This window comes from Sphingobacterium sp. ML3W, assembly GCF_029542085.1.
Classification (GTDB): domain Bacteria; phylum Bacteroidota; class Bacteroidia; order Sphingobacteriales; family Sphingobacteriaceae; genus Sphingobacterium.
The window spans coordinates 5079804-5105878 of the sequence record NZ_CP107036.1 but is presented as its reverse complement, the minus strand read 5'-3'; the positions used below and the strand labels follow the sequence as shown (position 1 = coordinate 5105878).

Genomic DNA, 26075 nt, shown 5'->3' with positions numbered 1-26075 from the left:
TCAAAATCCGTTATTTCGTTTTCACGAAACCAATACCGTTTATTGTATTAACCATATTTAGCGGAGGCTTATTTACAACATCCCATACAGTTTGTCCATTTGGATCCTGCGAAAGCTTTCGCTGAGTCATTACACTCGTTCCACCACTATTCACGACAAAGGCATCATAAGCACCAATCGCTTTCATCACCCATGCTAAATCATTAAAAGTAATACCGACCGAAAAACTGCTATTTATTCCATCCACAACAACAGCATACAAGGTAGATTTATTGGACGAGAGCCCAAGAGCAGTATTAGCTTGCACTACAGCTGATGTCGATTTTATAACAGCCCCTCTATACTGCAACCACTCCGTTCCTGAGATCAAACCTTTGAATCTATTAACATCATAAGGTTCAAATTCAAACTGAACTGTATCAAAGCAATTCCCAATATAGGGTTTACCATCGAACTGAACAGCAAAGAAAGGTTGCGTCTTTTGTTTTCCTGAGGTGGTCGAGATATTGATTTTCCTACCATTTTTTATATAAGAAAAGGTCGTAGCAGAAGCCCCATTGATTGCAGCAAGAACCTCTCCACCCGACGACACTTCGTTATATTTAGCCATATCAGAAATCGGCTGTGCTACATACAGATGATCATCGAACGAACTCATCACATAGGGCACAATCTTTTTGTTGAGATCTATTTCAAGTATTTGAATGCTCGTTGGTTGATTGAGCTTATTGAGAAATCGAATGTGAGTCCGCGTTAACCCATCCGCTAATTGAATCGTAGAATCCATTTGAAAGACCTTAACAACATCAGCCTGATCAATAATCCGCTGTGTAATTTGTTCAATTTTATTATCCGGAGGGATAACATCTTCTGGCACAAGCTCTTCTTTTTTGTCATCAAATTTAGGATAATCATCCCGTTTCTTACAGGAAACAAAAGAGATCAAAAACAAGACAAACATCAAGCTCATCTTAATTCGGCAATATAATATGTTCTTTTTCATAATTATCGGACTAAGAAAAATGACAGATAAGGCTTCATAATCGCTGTCGTAAATCCATTATACCCTAACGCATACACAGTATAGGACCTTCTATCAAGAACAGCACCAGCATTCGAATAAAACGCAATAACCGAGGCATTTGTAACCGGAGCACCAGCAGGTCGGATCTTCCAGGTCCTCGTCGCAATACGATTCAATTCAAAATAAGGACTACTCTCGAGATATTTGATATTTTTTGCAACCAAAGAATCTTGGGTTGGCTCAGTAGCAGTTGCCGCCGCCCCATAATACAAATCTACCGCAGGAACATTAGGCATCAGATTCGTGAATCGATAACGAGCCTGCGTAGAGTCAGGCCGGGATAAATCTTCTTCATTCAAAATCATTTTGGTATTACTAGCTGTATCGGTCACATGCAATGTATACCTTTTCCCTGCTTCGAAATTCACCTGGGTTTCATACAGAACTATTGAGTCCCTACCATCATCCACACGATAGGGAAGTCCCACCTGAACCTTAATATTACCAGCCTTATATTTCAAAAAATCAGGCCGAGAATCCCCTCTTGTATTATAACCACCACCCGGAAATGGCTCTCGACCCCTGATTAGTGAAGTAACCCGTTGTCCATCAAATTTAACATACATATAGCGATCATCAGGATAAATTGAAGCCATATTTATTTTAACGATAACATCACTACTATCCAAGAACTCTACTTGACCAAAGTCTTGAATAGATTTTTTACAAGCAACCATTCCAAATGCCGCTAGTCCAAAAAATATAGTTTTATATAAAAATCTCATAATATTCAATCTATTTTCATCAATTCTCAGCAGTAACAAACCAGGTTGGTTTAGTAATATATTCAGGTTCCAATGCGCCCCAACGATCCAATTCTTTTTCATTCCAGACATACTCTGAATTATAACGCGGCCTCACCCTGTAACAATAATCATTATAAGTAAGCTGACTGCCACTTAATGGAATATACTGTCTAAATACGTCTGGACTGTAACGATATTTCCTAAGGTCACACCATTGCTCCAGGCCACCCCACCCCCATTGAACAATATATTTCTGTCCCATAATATCAGCCAAAGTCAAGTCCGCGGCAGATTTTGCAACTTCCCCTCCTTCCAGATAAGCCTTCATATCATTCAGCGAAATCGCAACTTCTTTATTATCTATATACTTATTCACAAAGTTCATATGTGCCACAATTCCTTTTTGATAAGCATCATATGCACCAGATTTATCTCCTTTAACAAACAAGGCTTCGGCTTTCACTAATTGCAATTGCGCATGTGTCATTAAGGGAAAATCGACCGTATTTCTAAAGATAAATTTCCCCTGATAGGTATTGTTCACAAATTCTCCAAGAATATTTGGCACGGTACTATTCGTAACATTTGGCTCCCCTCCGATATAAATACTATCCCTCACATTATTTATCATCAGCATGCGGGACAAACGAGGATCAGTAGATGATTTTGGATTTTCAATTGGCGTACCACGAAGCCCCCCTGTAAGATAACTGACAATAGGTTTTCCTGCACGGTTATAATAGGAAGTTGTATAGATCCCAAACAAAGCACTTACAACATTCGCATTCGCGGACTTATCTCCAGTAAATTTGATCCCTGCATCATCAGAGATAGATTGAAAGGACAGGTCAACAAATTTTGCCACAGAATCAGCATACTTACTTTTAAAATCCTGCTTATTGACCAAATGAATATATTGTATCGCTTTCAAACCATAAACAAAACGCCGCCACTGCTCCATATTACCCCGATATAAATTATCTCCTTTTATAGAATTCAATGAAGCACTATAATCTATCGGGCTCTTTTTATCGAGGTATAACAATGCTGAATCACACCATTGCCTTACTTTCGCATAAACCTCCGGCTGATCATTGTACTTGAACGAAAGTTGGTTTGAGCGAAATGCCTCATCTAGGATAACCGGCCCATGATAATCTGTTAGAGATTGGTACCCCCAAGCTTTTATCGCATAACCAATCGCCGCATACTCATATTTTTCATTTTCCAGCGCATCTTTTATCATGCGTTCCAGATTCAAACCCAGATCAAAATATACCATACGCCACATGACACCCCCAACATCGCTTCTTTCCGGAAAACCATGTTTTTCCCAAATTTTGGAAGAAACATCACTACTCCCGCCAAGAATAGTCTGATTAAACTTATTCATCTGACGCTGATCTTGCGAATATCCACTAGCCATCTGCGCTATAATAGGCGCTAATAACAACTCAGCTTTCACCAACTGTGGATTAGACGGATTTTCATTTATATCCAAGTATTTTCTGCAACCACTCATCACCATGAGTACTGCAACAACGATTATATAGAAACGTTTCCGCATCTCTTTTTCCTCCTATAATTTTAAAGTAAGACCAAAGTTAAAACCCCTAGGTTTCGCCATGTTCCCAAAGTCGATACCATAACCACCAATACCGCCTAAGCCAGGGGTATTCATATTACTTTCAGGATCTAATCCTGTATAATTTGTAAACAAAAAAACATCAGTAGCTGTAAAAAACACACTCAGACCAGCTTGCGCCCCAATTTTTCGGGTCAGATGTTTCGGCAAATTATACCTCAACGTAACATCACGTAAACGCAATGTATAGATATCCTTTTCTATAAACATCTGAGGCTCTGTATTAACCGTATAATACCCAGAAGAAGAATAAGGAGTCACAGCAATCCTATTTATAGTCGGATTTTCGGTATTCTGCAAACCATCCTCCAGTACCCCCGCAATCACCCTTGGTTCCTCCCTATTTAGTGTTTTAGAAGACATCCCATTGATATACAATCTATAATCCAAACCATTCAGTACATCTCCACCTTTCCGCCAGTCCCACAAAAATGTAAGGTAAAAATCTTTATAGGTCAATTTATTGACTATTCCAAGCGTAAAATCAGGGATTCGATCTCCAATAGGATAATAACGGTCCGTACCTGCTATTGGCAATCCTGTCTGCGCATTGATCAAAACATCTCCACGATCATTTCTTTTGAATCGGGTACCCGTCAACGTACCAATACTATATCCAGGAACCACTCCAGACCGAACGCCACCCAATACTTGTGTATCTGATTCGTAAAGCTCTGGAAGATCCTCCGCAAGCGACAGCACCTTACCTTTATATTGTGTAAAGTTGAAGGTTAGATCCCAATTAAGATTATCCCTTCTGATCGGATTAATCGTTGTCTGCAATTCCGCACCATAAGTTTTCACCTCACCTCCATTCATCATTCGCAGTACAAATCCAGAACCATAACTCAATCTAGGCATAATAATCTGGCCGGTACTTAAGCGATTAAAATAGCTAAAATCAAAGGTTAACCTCCTATCCAACAACGCCAGCTCTAAACCTGTTTCAAAATCCCTCGTTTTTTCTGCCTTCAAATTAGGGTTCCCACCATTAACTCCATAAGCAAACCCACCCCCTGTCGTATTCTTTGGTTCAAAATTTGAGAGTGTATAGTAACTCTTATATGGTGCTTTTCCTGTAGTACCTACTGAAATCCGATACTTTCCATTGGTCATCCAAGAAACCTTGTCCTTGAAAAAATCCAGATCAGTAAAATTAAAAGCCAATGAAGCAGAAGGATAGGCAAAATATGGATTATTAGGCATCATACGCGAGGCCGCATCCAAACGGCCCGTCAAATTCAGGTAGACCATATCGTTTAAATATCCAAATCCGGTCTGCGCCATAAATCCTACTGTTCGAAAATTTGCTGCAGCACTCCTTACGAGCCTTGAACTTGGAAATGTATTATTAATACTATAAAAATCCGGATCATAGAAATCCTCGCCATATTGTGAATTTGTCAAGAAATCATAGTCTTTAAATTCAGCACCTAGATTTGCACGAAAAGAAAAATCCTTTGATAAATTCTTTTTTACATTTGCCATGAACGACCCCGAAAGAATACGTCCGTTTACAGTGTATTCATTGATAGAACCATTTCTCATAGCAGTACTAGAACCAGAACCCGAAAAAGATTGTGGATGATACACACTCTGTCCTAATGTATTTGAAAAATCGACACCAATAATCCCATTCAGACTCAACCAGCTGTTTGCACGATAGGAGATATTGGAGGTCGCGAGCACACGATTAACGAGGTCATACGCTGTATTCCGATAAACATCCCAAAAAGGATTATCTCTTTCATTAAAAATATCGGAATTATGAAGCACCCGATTGCCCTTATCATCTATCCAGTCGCGTACGTCAAAAATCGGATTAAAGCTCATCAATGTCATTAGATAGCCAGAAGCCCCCCTTCTAACCTTATCATTTTTTGAATAAACATAATTCAATGAGGTATTGAATTCTAATTTATCTCCAAACTTAGCCGTACTATTTAACCGCGTTGAAAAACGTCTATACAAGGTATTGGGTACTACACCAGTATTGTTATTATATTCATTTGACCAGCGATAAGTTACTTTTTCAGTTCCACCCTCAAAAGCCAAACTATGTTTTTGATTATAACCAGTGGTAAAGAAATTTTTTACATTATCTTCATAAATATGAACACCTTCAGGATAGCGCGGACCAAGTGCAGTCAACGCTGTTCCATCATAGGAACCATTCAACCCTTGCGCATACACATACTGCCTTTCAGGAAATTTATTAACGCTTTCAACACGCCCCGAGAAGGTATAGTTCGTAGTGAACTTGCCTGCTTTTCCTTTTTTTGTGGTAATTAAAATTGCGCCACCAGCACCTTGACTACCAAACTGAGCTGTAGCTTCAGGCCCCTTCAAAACTGTATAGGTCTCGATATCATCTGGATTGATATCCATAGCTCTATTGGAATAATCCAAACTCTGGTTAGCTCCATTACTTGCAAGATCATTCTCATTTATAGTAGAATTATTTATCGGTATCCCATCTACAACAATGAGCGCATTATTATCCCCTGATATAGATGCAAATCCTCTAAGTACAATTTGCGCGGAAGCACCAGGCAAACCACTTGTACTATTAATAGATAAACCTGGGACACGACCTTGGAGGCCTTGAAAAAAGGATTCCCGCTGTGTATCCGACACATCGTCACCAGAAACGATTGGCGTTGAATACCCTAAGGACTTTCTATCCCTCTTGATACCATAGGCAGTCACGATGACCTCGTCTATTGCCGCGCTGTTATCAGAGAGAACAACATTAATTACTGATCGACCCTGGATATTTTCTTCAGCAGACGTATAGCCTACAGATCGAAAAATCAATGTCGCACCGTCACTTACCGTAATTTTGTAAGCACCGATAGAACTGGTTGCAGTTTGCGTGTTCTTTCCTTTTTCTAGAACAGTAACGCCTTTTAACGCTTCACCTTTTGTATCAGTTACTTTACCTGTAATGACTTTTTGGGAAAAAGCAGTACAGTACATACATAGTAAGCTCATTAGCAAGAGCAGACTTCTTTTCATACTTAAACAATTTAATTCGTTAACTAGGTTTTATAACTTTAAAACTTCCCTACATAGCAAGTAGCAACGAAGGCGAAATTTCTCAAATCCTCAATTATTTACAAAATGAATATCAGGCAAAATATTGGTTTATATATTTCTTTAATCAAATATAGCATAAAAACGCATATATTAAAACAAAAAATAGTTTTAAAACGCACAATAACGAAAAAAGCCGAATAAACAGGATTTATTCGGCTTAATAACGTAAAAAATAACCTAAGGCATTTTATTTAGCTTCAGATCAACTAAACGCCCTCTCAGCGCATGCATAAATTTATCCCCCGGATCATCTTTACCAGTGATGTATTTAGGATCGGTTTCCTTCCACCACGAAGTCTTTTTAAAGCGTTGATATTCATGATGCCCGATCACGTATTCAATAGCATATTTTTTGCTAAGATAACGGATCAGTTCTTCATTTGCGTTCAACTGTGCGTCAGTCAAAGGATTCTGGCGGCTACCTATATTTTCGATACCGATTGCACAATAATTGAGACCAATGGTATGCCTAGCAAAGATAGTATCTGGCAGAAATTGATAGATTGTTCCGTCACGGTCGATTACAAATTGAGAAGATACATTCAAAGGACTCGCCTTGGTCAGCTCAGGTCTGCCTGGCAATTTCACAGGATTAAAGGTGTTGAATGTTGCTTTTACACTATTGTTAGCTGTCCAATGCACGACAACCATTTTAGGCTGTATTGTCGGTGCAGCTTGACTTAGCCCATGTCTATTTTTCAGATAATCCAAAGACAGCTGTACACGCTCTTGATTCCAGGTAATAGGCTTTTGAACAATCTTGGGTGATTGGGCAAAAAGAAAAAATGGAAATGCTGTGAAGAAAAATTTAATAAAGTATTTCATCGAAAAAAGTATTAGATAAAGAAAGCCGCAATTGCGGCTTTCAAATTTAAACTATTCTTTAGTATCCCACCAAACCGGAAATGACCATATATCGTCATTCAACGCATTTGGATGAGATGCTTTTAAATTATCGGAATTATAGTTGATCTCATGCGAAACTTGACGCACTCTTCTGAACTGCTTTCCTTGCGGTATTTTTAGCTGTGCGGCAGCAGTCACTGTATACTCATAAGGAACAGCCCAGCCCGGATATACCGAATTGCTGAAATCGTAGCGACGCATATCATTCCAGTTTTGCTGCGAGAACGAAAGTGCGATAAATTTTTGCGTCATAATTTTAGCCAGTGTAATATTTCCAGCCGTACCAATGCCATTGTTTAGGAAATTATCAATCTTGACCTGCGCCATTGGCGATTTACTCACGTTAATATTTCCATAAGAATTAAGCTTCATATTCATTAAATCTATATGTGCTTTAATTCCATCTTTATAGGCATTAAAAGCTCCTGCTCTGTCGCCTTTGTTAAATAGCACTTCTGCCTTTATAAAGCACATTTCAGGATAGGCAACCAGATGGGTAGGCGCATCCGGACGTGAATAAAAAGTACCTGAAGCAGCTATCGTTCCACTATTTTCATCTGGAGAATCCTTCCATCTATAAATATCAGACTTATCTTTATCGTACCCCTTAGAACTACTTTTAATTGAAACATAAACTGTATCACCCCATCTTGCTGTATTTGCTGAATTTATATACCAAGAATGCGGCGCCACTTTACGTCCGTTACTTTCTATTTCGACATCTTTTACGTTAAAAGATGATGCTATAGGGCCTGATTCCATTCGGATTTTCGATTGCACATCAACACCCTTAGACCGGATCATCTTTTTTGGATAACCGTACTCTGCCCAAGGCAATAATTTGTCCGCCCGCGGATCCTCCACACCTTTATTGTCAAAATTGGTCAATAAATTTTCATACCACTTAGTAACCAAGATATTGGTATTCATACCCGCATTATTAAAAACGATAGATGTTTTTACAGGATCTGCAAATAGGATATCCCCGATATTATCAGTAGCATCATCCATATGGGCAATTACGGTGCTTTCTCCAACCGAAGTAGCAGCCTTACTTAACGCTGCCAACACATCATCTGGCTTGTATAAAGCGCTCTTTTTCGACAAGTTATTTAACCACCTTGCTTTTAGCCCATAACACATTTTCAACCATTTACCGACATCACCACCATTCCAGCTATCACCAGCTGACAAAGGTGCCGCAGTACCCGGCTGAGCCATATTAAAAAATTCAATGGCTTTATCAATATCAGCAAGACAACCTTCGAAGATTACTTTTCCACCATCAAACTTTGGTGTTATAATGGTACCCAAGGCCTCCGTATATGGCATCTCTCCATACCAATCCGTCATCAGCATAAAACCCATTGCGCGGATAGCGTGCAATGCACCAAGATAATGATAAGCCTTGTCTGCCGTAGCCTTATCTTCCATATCTTTAAAATTGGCCCCTGCTCCGACAAAGAAAAACTGATAGGGCGTGGTCGACATACCTGCCGCAGGATTCCAGCCAGCAATCATACTGTTTGATGCAGTACTGTTGACAAATGTCAGTTGCTGTGTCACAAAACCCGCGCGTGTTCCCGCTGTCCCTTGTGCATACATATAATAATGCTGTATCCAAGCCAAACGACTTTGAACCGAAGCAACGGTACTTGAAGGCGTATTGGGATCTATATTGATATCCAACCAATTTTTACTACAGGACGAAAATAAAGTTAGAACCAACAGAAATGAGACTATTCTCTTATATTTATTCATGACTTTTCTATCTTAAAATCTAAAATTTAAACCAAACATAACACCCGCGGTACTCGGTACGCCATTGTAATCAATACCGACCGAACTGGATCCCGTTACGCCAGATCCCGCAGCAGAAGCTTCCGGGTCGAGACCTTTATAATTAGTCAGCAACCAGAGGTTAGTGCCAGTCAAGGTCGCTGTAAGACCTTTAACCACTTTGGAAACACCGGCATTCTTCAGGACACCATCCGAAAAGTTATAGGACATCGAGATATTCCGCAAGCGTAACCAGTTGGTCTTCACCATAAAGTTCGCACTTTCACGCGCATAGAAATCACTCCAATAATCTTGAATAATCTTCCGTCCACTTGTTGACACCCCTTTAATATCATACATTTGATCTGCTAAAAATGTAAATGTTTTATCTTCGTACACCGGTGCATCATTTGTTCCACCATTACGGATCGCACCATTTAACACCAACTGATCACGATCCTCAGTTCGTTTACTCATCCCCCCGACCGTCATCGCATAATCTGTACCGTTATAGATATCGCCACCTATACGAAAATCAAACAGAAAGGACAGATTAAAATTCTTATAAGTCAAACTGTTATTGAATCCACCGGTCAATTTAGGCTCACGATTTCCAATATTATAGGTTACCTGGTTATCACTAGTCGGCATACCGGTATTGGCATCCAGAACAACTTTTCCATCCGCTGTGCGCGTCCATTGCGAACCTGAAATCCCCATAAAATTCCCTCCGTTAAAGGATGCAGCTTTTGCATTTCCGACCTGCACATCGGTGACATACAGAATATTGACACCCGCAAGTAAATTATCTACTGTCCCTTTATTTTTGGACATATTCAATGTCGACTCCCAAACAAAGTCGTTCTTCACAATCGGTTTACCAGTTAAGGACAACTCCATTCCTTTATTGTAGATATCTCCACCGTTGACCGAGATGAAAATATAACCTGTAGACTGTCCCAAACGTGGAGACAGAATCTGGTTATAGGAATTATTAGTATAGTAGGCATAATCCACACCCAATCGCCCTTTAAAGAAACGCAATTCAGCACCGACCTCAAACGAACCTGTTGTTTCAGGTTTCAAAAACGGATTACCTTTCTGCCAGTTATTTCCCGCACCTACAATTCCGCCTAAATATTCAACAGGCTTCCAGAGATAGGTATTGGTCACATACGGATTTGCATCTTTACCCACGCGAGCCCAGGAAGCTCTCAGTTTCCCAAAATCCAACCAATCTGGACGACTGTCTTTCATGAGTTCGGTAAACACGAAGCTACCCCCGATAGATGGATAAAAATAAGATCTATTATCCACTGGCAGTGTTGAAGTCCAGTCATTTCTTCCAGTGACATTCAAAAACAACATATTTTTATAGGAGGCCCTTAACTCACCATACAGACCAAACAGCCGTTTTTTTGTATTGTTCACCGCAAACTGTTTATTCGCCGCAGCAATATTTTCGAAACTATAAAAATTGTCTACCTCAAAATGATAGCCCATCCGGCGGTTTGTTGTGGTCTTGGTTTGCTCAGAGAAAAAACCTACTAAAGCCCCTAGATCAAAATCACCCACCTTTTTATTGAAATTGGACATGATATTGGAAGACCAATAGTTGTATTTGAAATCACTTTCTGACATCATGCCCTTTTGCCATGGTTTTTTGATAGCGCCATTTTCGCCAATAATAGTTGAGTTCTTTGTAAGATAACTGTCCATACCTACACGATAGGTCAGGCTCCACCAATCGAAAATAGGCATCATTGCATTGATACTACCTGTAATACGCTCCGTATTATCCCCCAAAATATTTCGGTTAATTGTCCAATACGGATTTTCTATGTCATCTTCTAGCTGTTGACGCCCTTCGAACATACGATATTTTGTACCATCATCATTGAGGTATTTCTTCATATTATCACTACGGGACCAACTGTATAGGGATTCCATTGCACCGGCTCCACCAGAGCCCCATAGACCAGCAGAGGTTAAAGTCTTGTCTGTATTCGCAAGCGAATACCCGACATTAGCACCCACAGTCAACTTACCAAATTTTTGATCACCATTAAAGCGGAATGTGGTTTTATCAAAGCTTGTATTTGGAACGATCCCTTTTTGGTCAAAGCGAGAACCAGACAAATAGAAGGATCCATTTTTACTTCCCCCCGATAAATTAACCGTATTATCAAATACCGTTGAATGCTGAAAAAAATCTTTCACGTTGTTATACACGACATCATTATTTCCAAATTTTTCACCCCAAGATTGAGTTGTATAATCATCCAATACGCCTGCACTATTGTAATAGCCACGTTTATATTTCCCTTGTTGCTCCGGCAACCGATTAACCCAATTATTTGAAAATCTACTTGAAAAACCGATTTCAGTGCGACCTTCCTGCCCTTTTTTTGTAGTAATGATAATAGCCCCTGCTGCTGCTCTCGATCCATATAGTGCCGCTGCTGCCGGACCCTTTAATACGGATACATTATCGATATCTTCAGGATTAATATCCATAACACGATTACTATTAGAAGTAGATGTAGCCTGAGCTCCATCGAAAGCACTATTCCCACCGATTACTGTAGAGTTATCATATATTACACCATCTACGACAAATAAAGGTTGATTGTCTCGCTCCAATGAAGTACCACCCCTTAAAATAATTTGTGCACCCGCACCCGCCGAACCAGAAGCTTGCGTTACATTAACCCCAGCAATCTTTCCTGCTAAAGAATTAACAACGTTGGCGGTCTTATTCTTCATCAATTCATCTGACTTGATATCCTGAACAGCATAACCTAAGGCTCTCTTCTCCTTTTTTATCCCCATTGCCGTGACAACAACCTCTTCTAAGGCTTCTTCGCTCCCCGAAAGAGCGATGTTAATGGTAGCATCTGATCCCACAAGCTGCTGCCGTTCTTTCGAACCCACAGCCCTAAAAATCAAAATATCTCCGGGCTCGGCTTTAATTGTGAAACTTCCATCTGGATTGGTTTGCGTATTGATAGGTTTACCTTTGATGCTTACTGTAACATTTGCCATAGACCCACCATCTGAGGCATTTGTTACCTTACCTGTTACCGTTTTGGTTTGAGCCCATAAACTGGTAGATAGCATCACTCCTGAACAGAATAAGAGCAATTTTTTATTCATGGTATTTAGTTAGTTGTTAATAACTGATCATAACGGGAGGTTCCAGCCCGAGGTTTACACCAATTATAATACAATACTATAAAAAGGAGTTTAGTTATGCAAGTTTATGCGCAAGTATTTGAAAAAGAAATAAAAATAAACGAACTATCGCACACATCGACACGCATAAAACTAATTTAGAAGCATCAAAAACACACAAAAACGCAAAATATAGCAAAAAAAAATACAAAACAACCCTAATAACCTATTTAAAACTCTATATTTATATGAAATAAAACCACAATAGATAAGCTATTGTATTTAAAATCTGACTTTATGATAAAACACTTACTAAACCGCAAAGTGCCTTATCGTTATTATGCGCTTTTAATGATGCTCGGAACAAGCTCCATGGCATTTGCGCAGCAAAAAAATTACACGATCAAAGGCAAAGTCACCGATTCCCGTACCGGGCAATCCGTTCCCGGAACAACTATCAAACTCAAAGGGACTAACCAATCCGTGAGCACCAATGCCAATGGAGAGTTTACATTAACCACATCCATCAATCCTGGAAAGTATGATCTCGTGTTATCCAATGTAGGGTATGCTCCGACCACGACCAGTATCGAACTGGGAAACCAGACAACCCTTACCCTTGCTCCGAGTCTTCAGGAAGATTTAGTACGGATGAATGAAGTAATTGTTATTGGTAACGCTGTTGGAACAAGCCGTAAAGTCCTAGGCAACGCGGTATCGACCGTCAATGCCAAAGATATCGCCAATAGTAATGCGACATCCATTGACCAGGCTTTAACGGGAAAAGTAGCTGGAGCGCAAATCTCTCAAAACTCCGGAAACCCAGCTGGCGGTATTAGCGTACAGTTGCGCGGGCCTAGTTCCATCGTTGGGAGTGGCAGTCCACTGTATATCGTAGATGGAGTCATTGTTAATAATTCCTCTGCAGAATTGCTAGATTTAGGTGGCTATAGTCAGAATAGATTGGTCGATATCAATCCCGCTGACATTGAAAACATCGAGATTATTAAGGGGGCAGCTGCCGCCGCGATCTATGGATCTCGGGCCAGCAATGGTGTAGTGCAGATTACAACAAAAAAGGGGAAAGAAGGAAAACCCACTTTTACCTTCAGCACAAGCCTCAAAACTTCTTCTTTACGAAAGAAGCTACCTTACAATACCTACGGCAAAACATTTGTCAATACAACGGCCACTGATCTGACGCAAACTGATGTTACAAGATACGACTATCAGGACAAAATCTTCCAGACCGGCATTGGTACAGACAATAATATCTCTATGTCTGGAGGTACAGCAGGCACAAAATACTATATCAGTGGTACTTACCTCAATAACCAGGGAATTATTAAGAATACGGATTTTACCCGTGGTGGACTCCGCGCTCGTCTGGATCAAGATCTCAATTCTTGGCTAAAACTTGGTGCGGGGATGAATTATGTGTATAGTCATTCCAATGAAATGCCCAATGGTGGCATGACCGAGGCCTATGGTGCATTAACCGGGTTTATCTTCAGCAATAATTTTATTAATCCCGAAAGAGACCAAAACGGAAAATACCCTTCCACAACACCGGTCAATGTTGTTAAACGGACAAACCCACTGGATGCAATCAATAACTTTAAATTTGCGCAACGCACAAGCCGCTTTATTGGAAATTTATCGCTACAGGCCAAACCGCTAGAGGGCCTAACATTGAATTATATCTTGGGATTTGATAATGCCAATTCCCTTGGCACAGCCTACATCCCACCAGGGAACACAACACCATCCTACGAGCAGGGCTACGCACAGCGTGCAGACATCAGCACCTTCATGCTGAACAACGATTTTAACGTCTCTTACCAGACAAAGATCGGTGAATGGCTGGAATCGACTTCCGGTGCTGGTCTAACTTTTCAAACTGAAAAAAATATGTCGACCAACATGAAGGCTACACAAATGGGATACGGCGGTGAAACAGTGAATAATGGCGTCGTTGTACCGACAGAACTCCGCTCCGATATGAATATTTTCGGTGCATTCTTCCAACAGACTTTTGGGATTAAGGAAAAACTTTATTTGACTGGTGCTATTCGCTATGATATGTCCTCTGTTTTCGGAAGCGAGAATCGTAGCCAATTCTATCCAAAGGTAAGCGGAAGCTATGTCTTATCCAATGAACAATTCTGGAAGAATTCGGCCATCAATAATGTTCTCTCAAGCTTCAAGATCCGGGCTTCTTATGGACAATCTGGAAACCTTACCGCATTGAGTCCCTTCAGTAGATACACCAACTATTCGCCGCTGAACACTGGCGGTATTAATGGGATTATTCCCACAGACCTCATGGGCAATGAGGGTGTAAAACCCGAACGCCAGGAAGAGTTCGAAGTAGGTACAGACCTCAGCATGTTCCATGATCGTTTAGGACTAGAATTTTCCTATTATCGAAAAAATGTCAAAGACCTCCTTATGAACATCAACCTGACACCTTCCACAGGTTATATGTCCCAATACGCCAACATTGGAACAATGACCAATCGGGGAATGGAACTCTTATTACGAGGTGTCCCTGTCCTAAAAGAAAACTTCAAATGGAATATTACGGCTGTTTACTCCCATAACAAAAACGTGGTCAATAATGTCCCAGGGGGAATATTGATGTATTCTGCAGGATTCGGGCAAGTTGCAGCAGTCAACGGATCCCCCTTGGGAGCCTTCTACGCGACTTACTTCGCTCGCAATACGGATGGATCCATTTATCACAATGCGGCTGGCCTTCCGACAACAGCCAAAGTCGGAAAAGACAACAATGGTGTCCCTACAGGCGCCACACTTAAAAAGGTCATTGGCGACCCTAATCCGGACTGGACTGGATCCTTGATCAATGAAATCAATGTTGGGTCAAAATGGACTTTTAGAGCTCAATTGGATGCCGTCGTCGGACAGGATGTCTTTAATTTCACCAGACGCGTCGGTGACCGTGACCTATATGGTGGCCTTGCAGGCTATGAACCAGAACTGAGAGGTGAGGTTCCTAAAGGTACTTCAGCAGCATTATTCTCCATTATGGAAAACTGGATTGAAAAAGGATCCTTTGTCAAAGTAAGAGAAGTGTCAGCATCTTACAATTGGGCACGTCCAAACTCAAAGATTAAAAATATCCGTTTTTCTCTAGCTGGCCGCAATTTATTCTCTTTCGACAATTATAGCGGTTGGGATCCTGAAGTAAATGCAGCCGGACAAAACAGCGCTGTTCGCGGTTTTGACTTCGTCGAAGTCCCACTGCCAAGACAGGTTATTGCAGGAGTTAATCTGACATTTTAATTTAACAATATAGGAAAACCAGGATGTTTAGATACCCTCGGATCGTTGAATGAATAAAACTATTCGCAGGTATCATATCATCCTTAAAAAATATTTCAATGAAAAAGATTTTCAACTATAAATTATTCCTATTTGCAGCACTGGCCATGAGTCTTAACAGCTGTAAAATGGATGTCCCAAATATAAATCAACCAAGTGGAAGTGCTGTCCCAACAACTCGGGAAGGGATCATTGCCATTAGCGCGGGTTTACAGATGTACTATTCGACAAATGGGATAGCCGCAACTTATTTTTACCCCGCGGTCACAGCACGTGAGCTCAAAGGCGTTGCCACATTTACCAACACGTTAGAACTTGAAGCCGGTGGCACCGAATTACCCACTGCAAACGGAAATATTCTCACATTATGGTCCAGTATGCAAAAACTACTTGGTATGAGTGAAAGTGTACTGAACAATGCTTCATCCATCAGCACCTTAACTGGCGGAACACTATCTGGCACATTGGCAAATGCCCACTTATACAGAGCAATAGCACTTGGCGCACTGGCAACAAGTTTTGAGAAAGCTAATACACAGACTCAAAAGGATGGCAAAGTGACCTTCGTTGATAGACAAGCTGTTCTTGCGGAAGCAATCAAATCCTTGAACACGGCAATTGCCCTGGTGCAACAAACGCCCATATCATCGGAATTTACATCGACGGTAACCGGCTCAACCATTAACTTGCTGAATTGCCTACACGCTTTCAATGCCCGCTTCAATCTCATGGCCGGAAATTACCAACAGGCCTACAACGAAGCTAACCTTGTTGATTTAACGAAGAAAAGTACGTTCACCTACACAGCAATAAGTGTTAACCCGCTTTGGAATCAAACCAGTATTTTGAAATATTACGTCGTTAGGGAAAACTTAGGCCTCCCGACAAGTCTATTTGAAACTGGCGATAAACGTCTTGACTTCTACACTAAACTTAATGGCACAACACTCCAGCTTAAAGGTTTTTCCGAGACACAGAATGGAGAAGTTCCCGTTTACTTACCCGACGAAATGAAACTGATCAAAGCCGAAGCCTTATTACGCAACAACGGTTCGTTGACCGAGGCACGCGATCTAATCAATGAAGTTCGTACTCAAACGGCTAGCGATCTATTCAATGTCAATGCAGGGCTGCCAGCTTATACTGGAGCCATCAACAAAAATGATCTACTGCTCGAAGTCTATAAACAACGTTGCGCAGAATTATTTATGTCAGGCTTACGACTGGAAGATAGCAGACGGTTTGGTCGTCCTGCACCACCACAAAATACAACAGAACGCAACCGGAATTTCTATCCTTACCCGGATCAGGAACGAATCGGTAATCCGAATACACCTGCAGATCCAGAAATCTAAAAAAATAATGGGCTATCACAACGATGGCCCACTATTTTTTTAATGCAATCTTGACATCATAATGCGCACTGATATAAGCCTGTTGCTCTAGGGAGTCCCGCTCCAGATCATGAATCGCACGATCACGTTCTTTATCCACCTCCATCTTTACCACACAGCGATAAAATCGAAACACATCCTTCTCATTCTCCAAAATCAATCGAGGTACCCGTGCTGGTTTACCCGTTTCATCTTTAGCGACCATGGTAAAGTAAGAGGAGTTGCAATGTTTTGTTTCACCCGTTTGGATATTCATAGCCTCCACTCGAATGCCCACCTCCATAGACGAATTGCCCACGTAATTAACAGACGCTATTAAGGTCACAAGTTCTCCCACCTCTATTGGTTTCAAAAAATCAACCTTACCAACAGAAGCCGTCACACAATAATGTGCTGAAAACTTAGAGGCCACCGCAAAGGCTATTTGATCCATCAAGGACAAAATATAGCCTCCATGGATCTTTCCTCCAAAATTGGCATTGGATGGTAACATCAACTGTGAAATTCGGATCACCGAATCACTAACGGTTTTATATATCTCTTCCATATCCCTAAATTTACCCCAGACAGATTGAAATTCAAAACAAAATCACTGTGTTCCAGCAAATCCCACTATTTCTGATCAAAAAAAGACAAATCATCCCCGATCAACCGAAATGCAATGGAATGAATATCCGAATATGAAGTCTTCACCATGCACAAACAGAAAAGGGGGCTATCTGAATCATTTCAGATAGCCCCCTTTGAAATCATATAAAAATGTCGCTATTTTACTTTTTCAGCAATATAAGGACTTTCATTGCTCAAACGGTCAATCGCCTTAACCGCAACATATTGCAATTTTTTATTATTCAATGTCGTCGGCACATCTTTCGTTGTTACGCCTGGTTCTAGGATCTCATACGTCCATTGACCACCATAGTTTAGGTATAACACCCATTTTGCCACCTGGTCAACTTGTTGATGCTGCCATTTCAAGAAAATATTATTTCCCTGTGGTGTCAGCAATAAGCTCGGTTTCAACAACGGGTTCGCATTGAGCCATGGTGTTGTTGGCACCAAAGCTTTAGTTTGATAAGGTCCATCTACAAGCGCCTGCGTCATTGCCGGATTTTTTGTTAGACCAGCCAAGCTCCAATGGATAACACCATCGCGATTATCTGGCAAAATATTCCGTGCCGCAACAACCTGATTGACAATCTCCTGTACATATTCCGGGCCACGTCTCCCAACAGTATTGATACCCGGCCAAAGGTGACGGCCCATTGTATTTTCACTTTCCCACCATTTCAACAAAGCCGTATAGCTTTGTTTTGCCGGCTGGATAGGCCAATAAAGCTGTGGTGCAAAATAATCGATCCAGCCTTTGTTCAACCACAGTTTAGCATCAGCATATAACATATCGTATTGACTTGACCCTTGTATTCCCGCAGGATAACCCGGCTTCCAGATCCCAAAAGGACTGATCCCAAATTTCACAAAGTTTTTTTCCTTTTTAATATCCTTATAGATGCGTTCGATAAAGGTATTCACACTGTTTCTTCTAAAATCACCACGCGACAGCGTACCACCATTACGTTTAAACTCGTTATAGCTATCCGAATCTGGAAAGTCCTGTCCACCATTGTATTCAGCATAAGGATAGAAATAGTCATCAAAATGAACCCCATCAATATCATAGCGCTTAACAATATCCATGACCACACGCGCAGCATGATCCTGTGTTGACTGTTTTGATGGATCAAACCAGTAATAGCCCTGTTTTAATTTCACAACAGATTCAGGCATCTTGCGTGCCATTGAAGCCGAAGTCACCGCACCACCGGCGGTATGGTGCGCACGATAAGGGTTTAACCAAACATGAAGTTCGATTCCCCGTTTGTGTGCCTGTTCAACCCAAAATTCAAGTGGATCATAATAGGGTGATGGCGCCTGACCTTCAGTTCCTGTCAAAAAATAAGACCAAGGTTCAAGATCACTTTTATAAAAAGCATCCGCCGAAGGGCGTACCTGAAAAACAACCGCATTAAAATTATTGTTCTTTAAAAAATCTAAAATACCAATCGCTTCCTGCTGTTGCTCAGCAGTACTGAGGTAATTTTTGCTCGGCCAGTTGATATTCGCAACAGAAGCAACCCAGGCAGCGCGAAACTCGCGTGGCACAGCTGGAAGTTCAACAACGATATCCTTCTTCTTTTCAACAGCAGGCTGTTCTTTAGTCTCTTTAGTCTCGATTGTATTTTTCATCCGCTCTCTTTTTGGAACCGAAGGTGGATCTTTTTTTACAATTTCAACATTGGTATTCGTATTAACAGGTTCTTCCTTCTTATTTTTCTTGGATGAACAAGAAGACAAAAGAAAGGCTGCCGTAGCTAAAAATAATAAGGAACGTTTCATTAAGCGATAAAGTATAGTGTTTTTTTTCAAAATAACCCCCAAAACTAAGCTAAATTTCAATAGAAAAGAAATTTAGCGTTCTTTCATCCTTCTTAAAAATATATTTCTATCAGATGAAAATACACATCATATAAGTCAATTTCAGATTACAACGTAATCTTCTCGAATAGGATCATCAATAGCGCAGTTCCCCCTTAAAGATCACATGTTCCAACTTGAAATCATCCGTAAACACGATGACATTGGCCATACTTTCCGCATTTAGGTTTCCGATATCGCTTCTTCCTAGCAGATTCGCCGGATAGGTTGTCGACATCCGGATCGCTTCGTCCAACGGAATCCCAACTTGCTGTACACAGTTTCTGATTCCTTCAAATAGGGAAATTGCTGCCCCCGAAATTGTACCATCCGGCAAGGCGTAATAACCGTCATTCAACACGTGCTGATAGATCCCCTTATTGCATGCTGCAACAGCGTCAGTAATCATAAATAAACGATCGCCCATTTGCTTTTTAGCAATTTTCACAGCTTCGAAGCTGACGTGATGTCCATCTACAATAATACTCGCATAGGCTTTGTGATGGTTAAAAATAGCACCGACCAAACCCACCTCGCGATGGTGTAATGGTGACATGGCGTTGAACAGATGTGTGCTTGTCGGAATTCCCGCATCGTAGCCATGTATCCCTTCGGCAAAAGTAGCATTACTATGCCCTGCGCTCAACAACAACTGATACGTTTGCAAATACCTCAGCACTTCATCCGAAATACATTCAGGAGCAATCGTCATCATCTTGACAACGTGAGTTCCCTGGAGCAGATCTTCGATCCGTTCTTTCGTCGGTGTTATAATCAGTTCTTCAGGATGAGCACCTCTTTTTTTTGCATTCAAAAACGGACCTTCCAGATGCAGCCCCAAAAAAGCATCATGATGGTAGTCCTCAGCAATACGAATGGCCTCTTTAAATACCGGAATAGTATTCGTCGCCAAAGTCATCATATAAGAAGTTGTCCCCTTATCAATCAATCCATTGGAGATCCGTTCCAATGACGCGAGGCTGAGTTCAGCAGAATAAAGATCCGAACCATCGCCATATAACTGCAGATCGACCAATCCAGCACAGATATTGGCGCCTTTGACGTCAAGAGACTGATATCCTGCTGGGATATCCTTATCATCGACCGTCCCGACTATTACCCCACCACCCAAGAGCAATGCCTTCTTCTCTAAAATTTCATTGCCGGTATAGATCCTACCGCCTACTAATGCTGTTTTCTTCATCAAAATAATTTTTATATTTTTCCTTTCCGACACTTCAAATGGGATACATTTCACGCTGAATATATTGACTTAAAATCCTCCCGAAAAGCTTCCGATATGAAATTCGCTGTAACAATTCGCACTGTAACATCTGTATATCCCTTTCAGTCTTTCCTGTCCTCGTATGATCAACAGCAAATTTTACACAGCATGCTTCTATTACTAAAGTTAGTATTTGTCTTCACGCTATCCCAAAGTTTTTACTTTTTAATTTTAACTTTTTAATTTACTGTCGTAACTTAGTTCCATGTACTTTTTCAGAAAGCGCAACGCCGATCGCCCCACAAATGGCAGCATTAAAGCCATGCATATCATTAATGCAACGGCTGTTATTGTCTTTTTATTGGGGTTGATCTATAAAATATTTTTTTCATCCTAAACAAGCGACCATGTCAAAAAAAGAGATCTTCAATACAGACAAAGCTCCTGCGGCAATAGGCCCCTACAACCAAGCGATTAAAGCCGGTAATACCCTTTATGTTTCCGGACAGATTCCACTTGTTCCTGAAACAATGGAGCTGATCTCATCGGGCGTAAAAGATGAAGCGCACCAGGTATTGAAAAATGTCGAAGCCATTTTAACACATGCTGGTTATACATTTCAGGATGTCGTCAAGGCCTCCATCTTTTTAAGCGACATGGGCAACTTTAGCCTTGTTAATGACGTTTATGCAGAATATTTCAAGGAAGCCCAACCTGCACGTGAGTGCGTGGCAGTGAAGACATTACCGAAGAATGTCAATGTCGAGATTTCGGTAATCGCCTGGAAAGATTAATCCGTGGAAAATAACAACGAAACTGTAAGCCGCGGAAAATATCTTTTCGCGGCTTTTTTGGCTCCCTTTATTTGGGGCTTTATGTCCATTCCCGTTCGGTGGATACGGGAATATCCTGCAGAGGACATTCTATATTTTAGGATCGTAACAGCCTTAGCAGTGCTCTGGCTCTATCTCCTATTATTCCAAAGAAAGACACTGCGTACAGATATTCAAAAATTCAAAGACCTCCCGCGAAACCGTAAAATTCAACAGATCGGTCTCACTATTCTCGCGTCCCTATTGATCTTCGGGAATTGGTTTACCTATATCTATGCCGTCAACCACATCAGCATCCAATCCGCAGCATTGGCCTATCTGACCTGCCCATTGATCACCGCAGCAGCAGCTTATTTTATCTTAAAAGAAGAACTGCGTCCCTTGCAGAAACTGGCTTTGCTCATTGCATTTGGTAGTGTTTGTCTACTGGCCAAGGGTTCATTGAATGATGTTATATGGGCCGCGACCATCGCGACCTGTTATGCCTTCTACCTTATCGTACAGCGTATATCGACAGGCTTCAACAAACTCAACCAATTGGTCCTCCAATTGAGTATATGTGCACTATTCGTTATCCCCAAGCTGATCTATAATCACCATGACATCCCTACCGAACCTATCTTTTGGGGCACCATAATACTGATTGCTGTTGTATTCACGATTATCCCACTTTTCTTGAGTATGTATGCACTAATTGGCATTTCCTCAACAACGACAGGCGTGTTATTATACATCAACCCAATCATTGCCTTCACGTTGGCAGCGACGTATTTTCAGGAACCAGTCCCTTTTGTCAAGTATGTCGCTTATGGCATTATACTAATAGCGATAGTGCTTTTCAATAGCAGCAATTTCCGGCAGATCGGAAAAAATTAGGCTAGGCTTCCTAGAACTATACTTCATTTACTGACGAAAGGCTTCAACTATAAAATTTGGGAGCCTTTCAGTATTTAACATGTCCCCACAAAGATACATTTTTGGCAAAGCACAAAAAATTACAAAACAACACGAAACTAAAAATCAACTAGTTAACGCGATCCACTCTACATTTGTATCAATTTTGTTTCTTAAAATTTTTGATTTTTAATCAACAGTAGTAAATTAGTATTAATTAAAGGAAATCACACTTTCCCCCATTCCTATCAATTGGGATATTGAATAACATACAATAATCACTTATTTTGCTCTCCAGCTCTATTCAATACCATTCCCCTAACCAACATGCTAAATGGAATTAGCCCATTACCGTGGAAAATAACTTCTGTTGTGAAAATATGTATATAAAAAACTGAATATAACACATATACTACATGAATAACAAATTATACACTACACTGAAGATGTTGAGTATTGTTCCGACAATGCTTTTTTCAGCATCTTTACTACATGCGCAAAGCAGCCAAGTGAAAGGAACGGTTGTCGATGCAAAATCAAAAACTCCACTCGTGGGCGCCACCATTAAAGTATTGGGAACGTCAACAGCAAGTTCCACAGACAGTAAGGGAACATTTCAGATCAATGTAGACGATAAAAATCGTGTCCTGAATATCAGCACGATTGGCTACGAAAATAAGACGATTACACTTGGTCCAGGAGAAACAACAGTTACAATAAGCCTAGATGAGCAGACGCAACAGCTTGAAAGTGTTGTAGTCACGGCGCTGGGTATCAGCCGCGCACAGAAATCACTGACCTACTCTACACAACAGGTTAGTGGAGATGAACTGAACAAGGTAAAAAGCACCAACTTGGCCAATAACCTGAATGGTAAAGTAGCGGGGGTTAATATAGCATCCAGCTCCTCAGGCCCAGGTGGTTCCGCAAAAGTCGTTTTACGTGGTAACAAATCTGCCTCCGGCAATAACCAAGTACTTTATGTTGTCGATGGTGTACCGATCAATAACCAAACCTTAGCCAACCAACCAGATAATGTTTTCGGTGGTCAGCGCGATGGCGGAGATCCAATATCACTTATCAATCCAGAAGATGTAGAAAATATCTCCGTATTAAAAGGGGCTTCAGCTGCAGCATTATATGGTAGTCAGGCCGCCAATGGTGTGATTTTGATTACAACCAAATCTGGAAAGCAAGGACGTACGACCATTAACTTTTCATCAAGTGCCCAAATCGAACAAGCTGTATCAACACCGAAGTTCCAGAGCCAATATGGCCAAGGTTCTAAAGGCAAAAACAGTGGTACGAGTGTATTTAGTTGGGGTGATAAAACGAATGGTGCTAACTACGATAATGTTGGCGAATTCTTCCGTACGGGGAGTAATTTCACAAATTCACTAACGCTATCTGGTGGTAATGAGAAAAATCAAACCTACTTTTCTTATGCCAATACCCTTGCAAAGGGAATACTACCAGAAAATGACCTGATGCGCCACAACTTCAACCTCAAAGAGAGTGCAACATTCTTTGATGATAAATTAACGGTTGAAGCGAGTGCAAACTACATTACACAAAAATTGGATAATGCACCTACTTCGGGCTTCTACTACAGTCCTTTAGTCGGCCTTTATCTTTTACCTCGCAGTTTGAATATTGCAGATTATAAAAATTACGAAAAATTTAATCCAAGTCGTAGTCTCAATGAGCAGAATTGGTTTACACTTTCGGATGATGAAACTACACAACAAAATCCCTGGTGGATTGCAAACCGGAATTCGACAAGATCTACCAGAAATCGCTTATTGTTGAACGGAAGTGCAAAATACAAAATTGCACCATGGATCAGCGTGCAGGCACGTGGTAGTGTAGACCGGACGAGTGAAGTTTGGGATAGAAAAGCGTATGCAGGAACCCAAAAAATTCTTGCCCGCGAAAATGGTGCATATAGCTACACAAATACCACCATTACACAGCAGTATGGTGATGTCGTTGCTAATATGAACTTTAATGTTAGCGACAAATTGCAGATCACAGGATTGGTCGGTACAAGTATCACTGATTGGAAAACAGAAGGAACAGATTTCACAACAGGAAAAGACGGCTTGAAGGTTCCTAATCAATTCTTTATCCAAAATACAACTACACCTGTCACTTCCACATTATCTGCCAACCGCAGACAATTACAGTCGGTGTTTGCCTCGGCAAATTTAGCCTATGATAATTGGATCTATTTGGATCTGACGGCTCGTAATGACTGGTCGAGTACACTGGCTTTCACTGGTACAAAATCCTTTTTCTACCCTTCAGCAGGTCTGGGTATCGTACTGAATGACAAGTTGAACCTACCTGAATTTGTCAATATGGCCAAGATCCGCGGTTCTTATGCAGTCGTGGGTAATGACTTGCCTCCTTATACAGCCCTATTGACAAATACGGTAAATCCTTATGCCGTACTAACCGTTAATGATATCGCTTTTTTGAAAACTTTAAAACCGGAAAAGACGAAGTCATTGGAAATCGGTACAGAATGGCGTATGTGGAATAATCGTCTGAATGTCGATGTGACCTACTACAAAACCAATACAACAAATCAGTTCTTTAAGGTAGCAGCAAGTCACGCTTCACTGAACAAACAATATGCGATCAATGCCGGAAATATCCAAAATCAGGGTGTAGAAGCATTGGTTTCATTGGATGCCATCAAGAATGATAATTTTACTTGGACCACAAGTGTAAACTTCACCTACAACAAAAACAAGATTATCGAACTTGCGGATGCTGTACCTGAATTTAACCTGACCGGAGAAGGTAGAAATAACTTTGCTTCCAAATTGGAAGTTGGGGGATCTTTTGGTGATATCTATGGACAGGATTTTGTCCGCGATAACCAAGGCCGTATCCTAATTTCTGCGGACGGAATTCCGCAAAAAAACAACGTCTATACTAAACTTGGAAATTCCAATCCAATTTGGCAGATGGGCTGGAACAACAGCTTTAACTATAAGAACTTCAATTTAAGCTTCCTTATCGATGGCAAGTTCAACTATGACGTCATGTCGGTCACACAATCTTTACTTGACGGTTATGGTGTATCGAAAGTAACTGGCGATGCGCGTGCGAATGGTGGTGTGATCGTCAATGGTGTAACACCAGATGGTAAAGCAGTCACAAAAGTGGATGCAGAGCAATGGTACACATCAACTGCCGGTATGGGGCCTGTGAGTAGTCAATATATCTATGACGGAACTGTAGTGAGATTGCGCGAGCTAACCTTTGGCTATGATTTTAACATTAAAGATAGCTTCTTCAAAAAACTTCGTGTCAATGCTGTCGGAAGAAACCTATTCTATATCTCGAAAAAGGCACCTTTCGATCCTGAAGTGACCATGTCTACGGGCAACGCACTAAGTGGTGTTGATATCTTTATGATGCCAGCAACACGTAACTATGGTCTAACATTAAACGCAACGTTCTAA

Annotated in this window: 16 protein-coding genes; 6 read left to right on the top strand and 10 right to left on the bottom strand. The window is 40.9% G+C overall.

Going from position 1 to position 26075, the window contains the following annotated elements; all coding sequences use genetic code 11:
• Positions 1-10: 10 nt before the first annotated feature.
• The 7 genes from OGI71_RS21525 to OGI71_RS21495 all read right to left on the bottom strand — a co-directional run bounded on the left by OGI71_RS21525 (position 11) and on the right by OGI71_RS21495 (position 12415).
• On the bottom strand, positions 11-1003 hold the full coding sequence (locus OGI71_RS21525) for a phosphodiester glycosidase family protein (protein WP_282251825.1): 993 nt from the start codon (positions 1001-1003) through the stop codon (positions 11-13).
• 2 nt (positions 1004-1005) lie between these two features.
• Entirely contained in the window at positions 1006-1809 is an 804-nt protein-coding gene (locus tag OGI71_RS21520; RefSeq protein WP_282251824.1) for a DUF4397 domain-containing protein, read from the bottom strand.
• A gap of 19 nt (positions 1810-1828) precedes the next feature.
• Positions 1829-3397: a SusD/RagB family nutrient-binding outer membrane lipoprotein gene (locus tag OGI71_RS21515; protein ID WP_282251823.1), complete on the bottom strand. Its 1569-nt coding sequence runs from the start codon at positions 3395-3397 to the stop codon at positions 1829-1831.
• A 12-nt stretch (positions 3398-3409) separates the two neighbouring features.
• Positions 3410-6493, bottom strand: a complete 3084-nt coding sequence (locus OGI71_RS21510) for a SusC/RagA family TonB-linked outer membrane protein (protein ID WP_282251822.1) — start codon at positions 6491-6493, stop codon at positions 3410-3412.
• Between the two features lie 258 nt (positions 6494-6751).
• Positions 6752-7399 (bottom strand): peptidoglycan recognition family protein, encoded by a 648-nt coding sequence (locus OGI71_RS21505; RefSeq protein WP_282251821.1) that lies wholly within the window; start codon positions 7397-7399, stop codon positions 6752-6754.
• A 51-nt stretch (positions 7400-7450) separates the two neighbouring features.
• Positions 7451-9241 carry a SusD/RagB family nutrient-binding outer membrane lipoprotein gene (locus OGI71_RS21500; protein WP_282251820.1) on the bottom strand — a complete coding sequence of 597 codons (1791 nt, stop codon included), beginning with the start codon at positions 9239-9241 and terminating at the stop codon, positions 7451-7453.
• A 12-nt stretch (positions 9242-9253) separates the two neighbouring features.
• Positions 9254-12415, bottom strand: a complete 3162-nt coding sequence (locus tag OGI71_RS21495; protein WP_282251818.1) for a SusC/RagA family TonB-linked outer membrane protein — start codon at positions 12413-12415, stop codon at positions 9254-9256.
• A 315-nt stretch (positions 12416-12730) separates the two neighbouring features.
• Between OGI71_RS21495 and OGI71_RS21490 the strand changes: the two genes are divergently transcribed.
• Entirely contained in the window at positions 12731-15739 is a 3009-nt protein-coding gene (locus tag OGI71_RS21490; RefSeq protein ID WP_282251817.1) for a SusC/RagA family TonB-linked outer membrane protein, read from the top strand.
• 98 nt (positions 15740-15837) lie between these two features.
• On the top strand, positions 15838-17133 hold the full coding sequence (locus tag OGI71_RS21485; RefSeq protein WP_282251816.1) for a RagB/SusD family nutrient uptake outer membrane protein: 1296 nt from the start codon (positions 15838-15840) through the stop codon (positions 17131-17133).
• A 31-nt stretch (positions 17134-17164) separates the two neighbouring features.
• On the opposite strand, the gene OGI71_RS21480 is transcribed toward OGI71_RS21485, so the two are convergent.
• The 3 genes from OGI71_RS21480 to nagA form a co-directional block, all read right to left on the bottom strand.
• Complete coding sequence (locus OGI71_RS21480; protein ID WP_282251815.1) at positions 17165-17719, bottom strand: acyl-CoA thioesterase; 555 nt, start codon at positions 17717-17719, stop codon at positions 17165-17167.
• Between the two features lie 218 nt (positions 17720-17937).
• The gene (locus tag OGI71_RS21475; RefSeq protein WP_282251814.1) at positions 17938-19569 is read right to left on the bottom strand and encodes a family 10 glycosylhydrolase; all 1632 of its coding nucleotides are present in this window, start codon (positions 19567-19569) and stop codon (positions 17938-17940) included.
• A gap of 175 nt (positions 19570-19744) precedes the next feature.
• A complete protein-coding gene (gene nagA / locus OGI71_RS21470; protein WP_282251812.1) occupies positions 19745-20851 on the bottom strand; it encodes an N-acetylglucosamine-6-phosphate deacetylase in 1107 nt (368 codons plus the stop codon).
• A 286-nt stretch (positions 20852-21137) separates the two neighbouring features.
• Between nagA and OGI71_RS27125 the strand changes: the two genes are divergently transcribed.
• From OGI71_RS27125 to OGI71_RS21455, 4 genes are all read left to right on the top strand, one after another.
• On the top strand, positions 21138-21269 hold the full coding sequence (locus OGI71_RS27125; RefSeq protein ID WP_317125717.1) for a DUF6728 family protein: 132 nt from the start codon (positions 21138-21140) through the stop codon (positions 21267-21269).
• A gap of 10 nt (positions 21270-21279) precedes the next feature.
• Entirely contained in the window at positions 21280-21666 is a 387-nt protein-coding gene (locus OGI71_RS21465; RefSeq protein ID WP_165309308.1) for a RidA family protein, read from the top strand.
• A gap of 3 nt (positions 21667-21669) precedes the next feature.
• Positions 21670-22581: an EamA family transporter gene (locus OGI71_RS21460; RefSeq protein WP_282251808.1), complete on the top strand. Its 912-nt coding sequence runs from the start codon at positions 21670-21672 to the stop codon at positions 22579-22581.
• A 434-nt stretch (positions 22582-23015) separates the two neighbouring features.
• Positions 23016-26075, top strand: coding sequence for a SusC/RagA family TonB-linked outer membrane protein (locus OGI71_RS21455; protein ID WP_282251806.1), 3060 nt, complete (start codon positions 23016-23018; stop codon positions 26073-26075).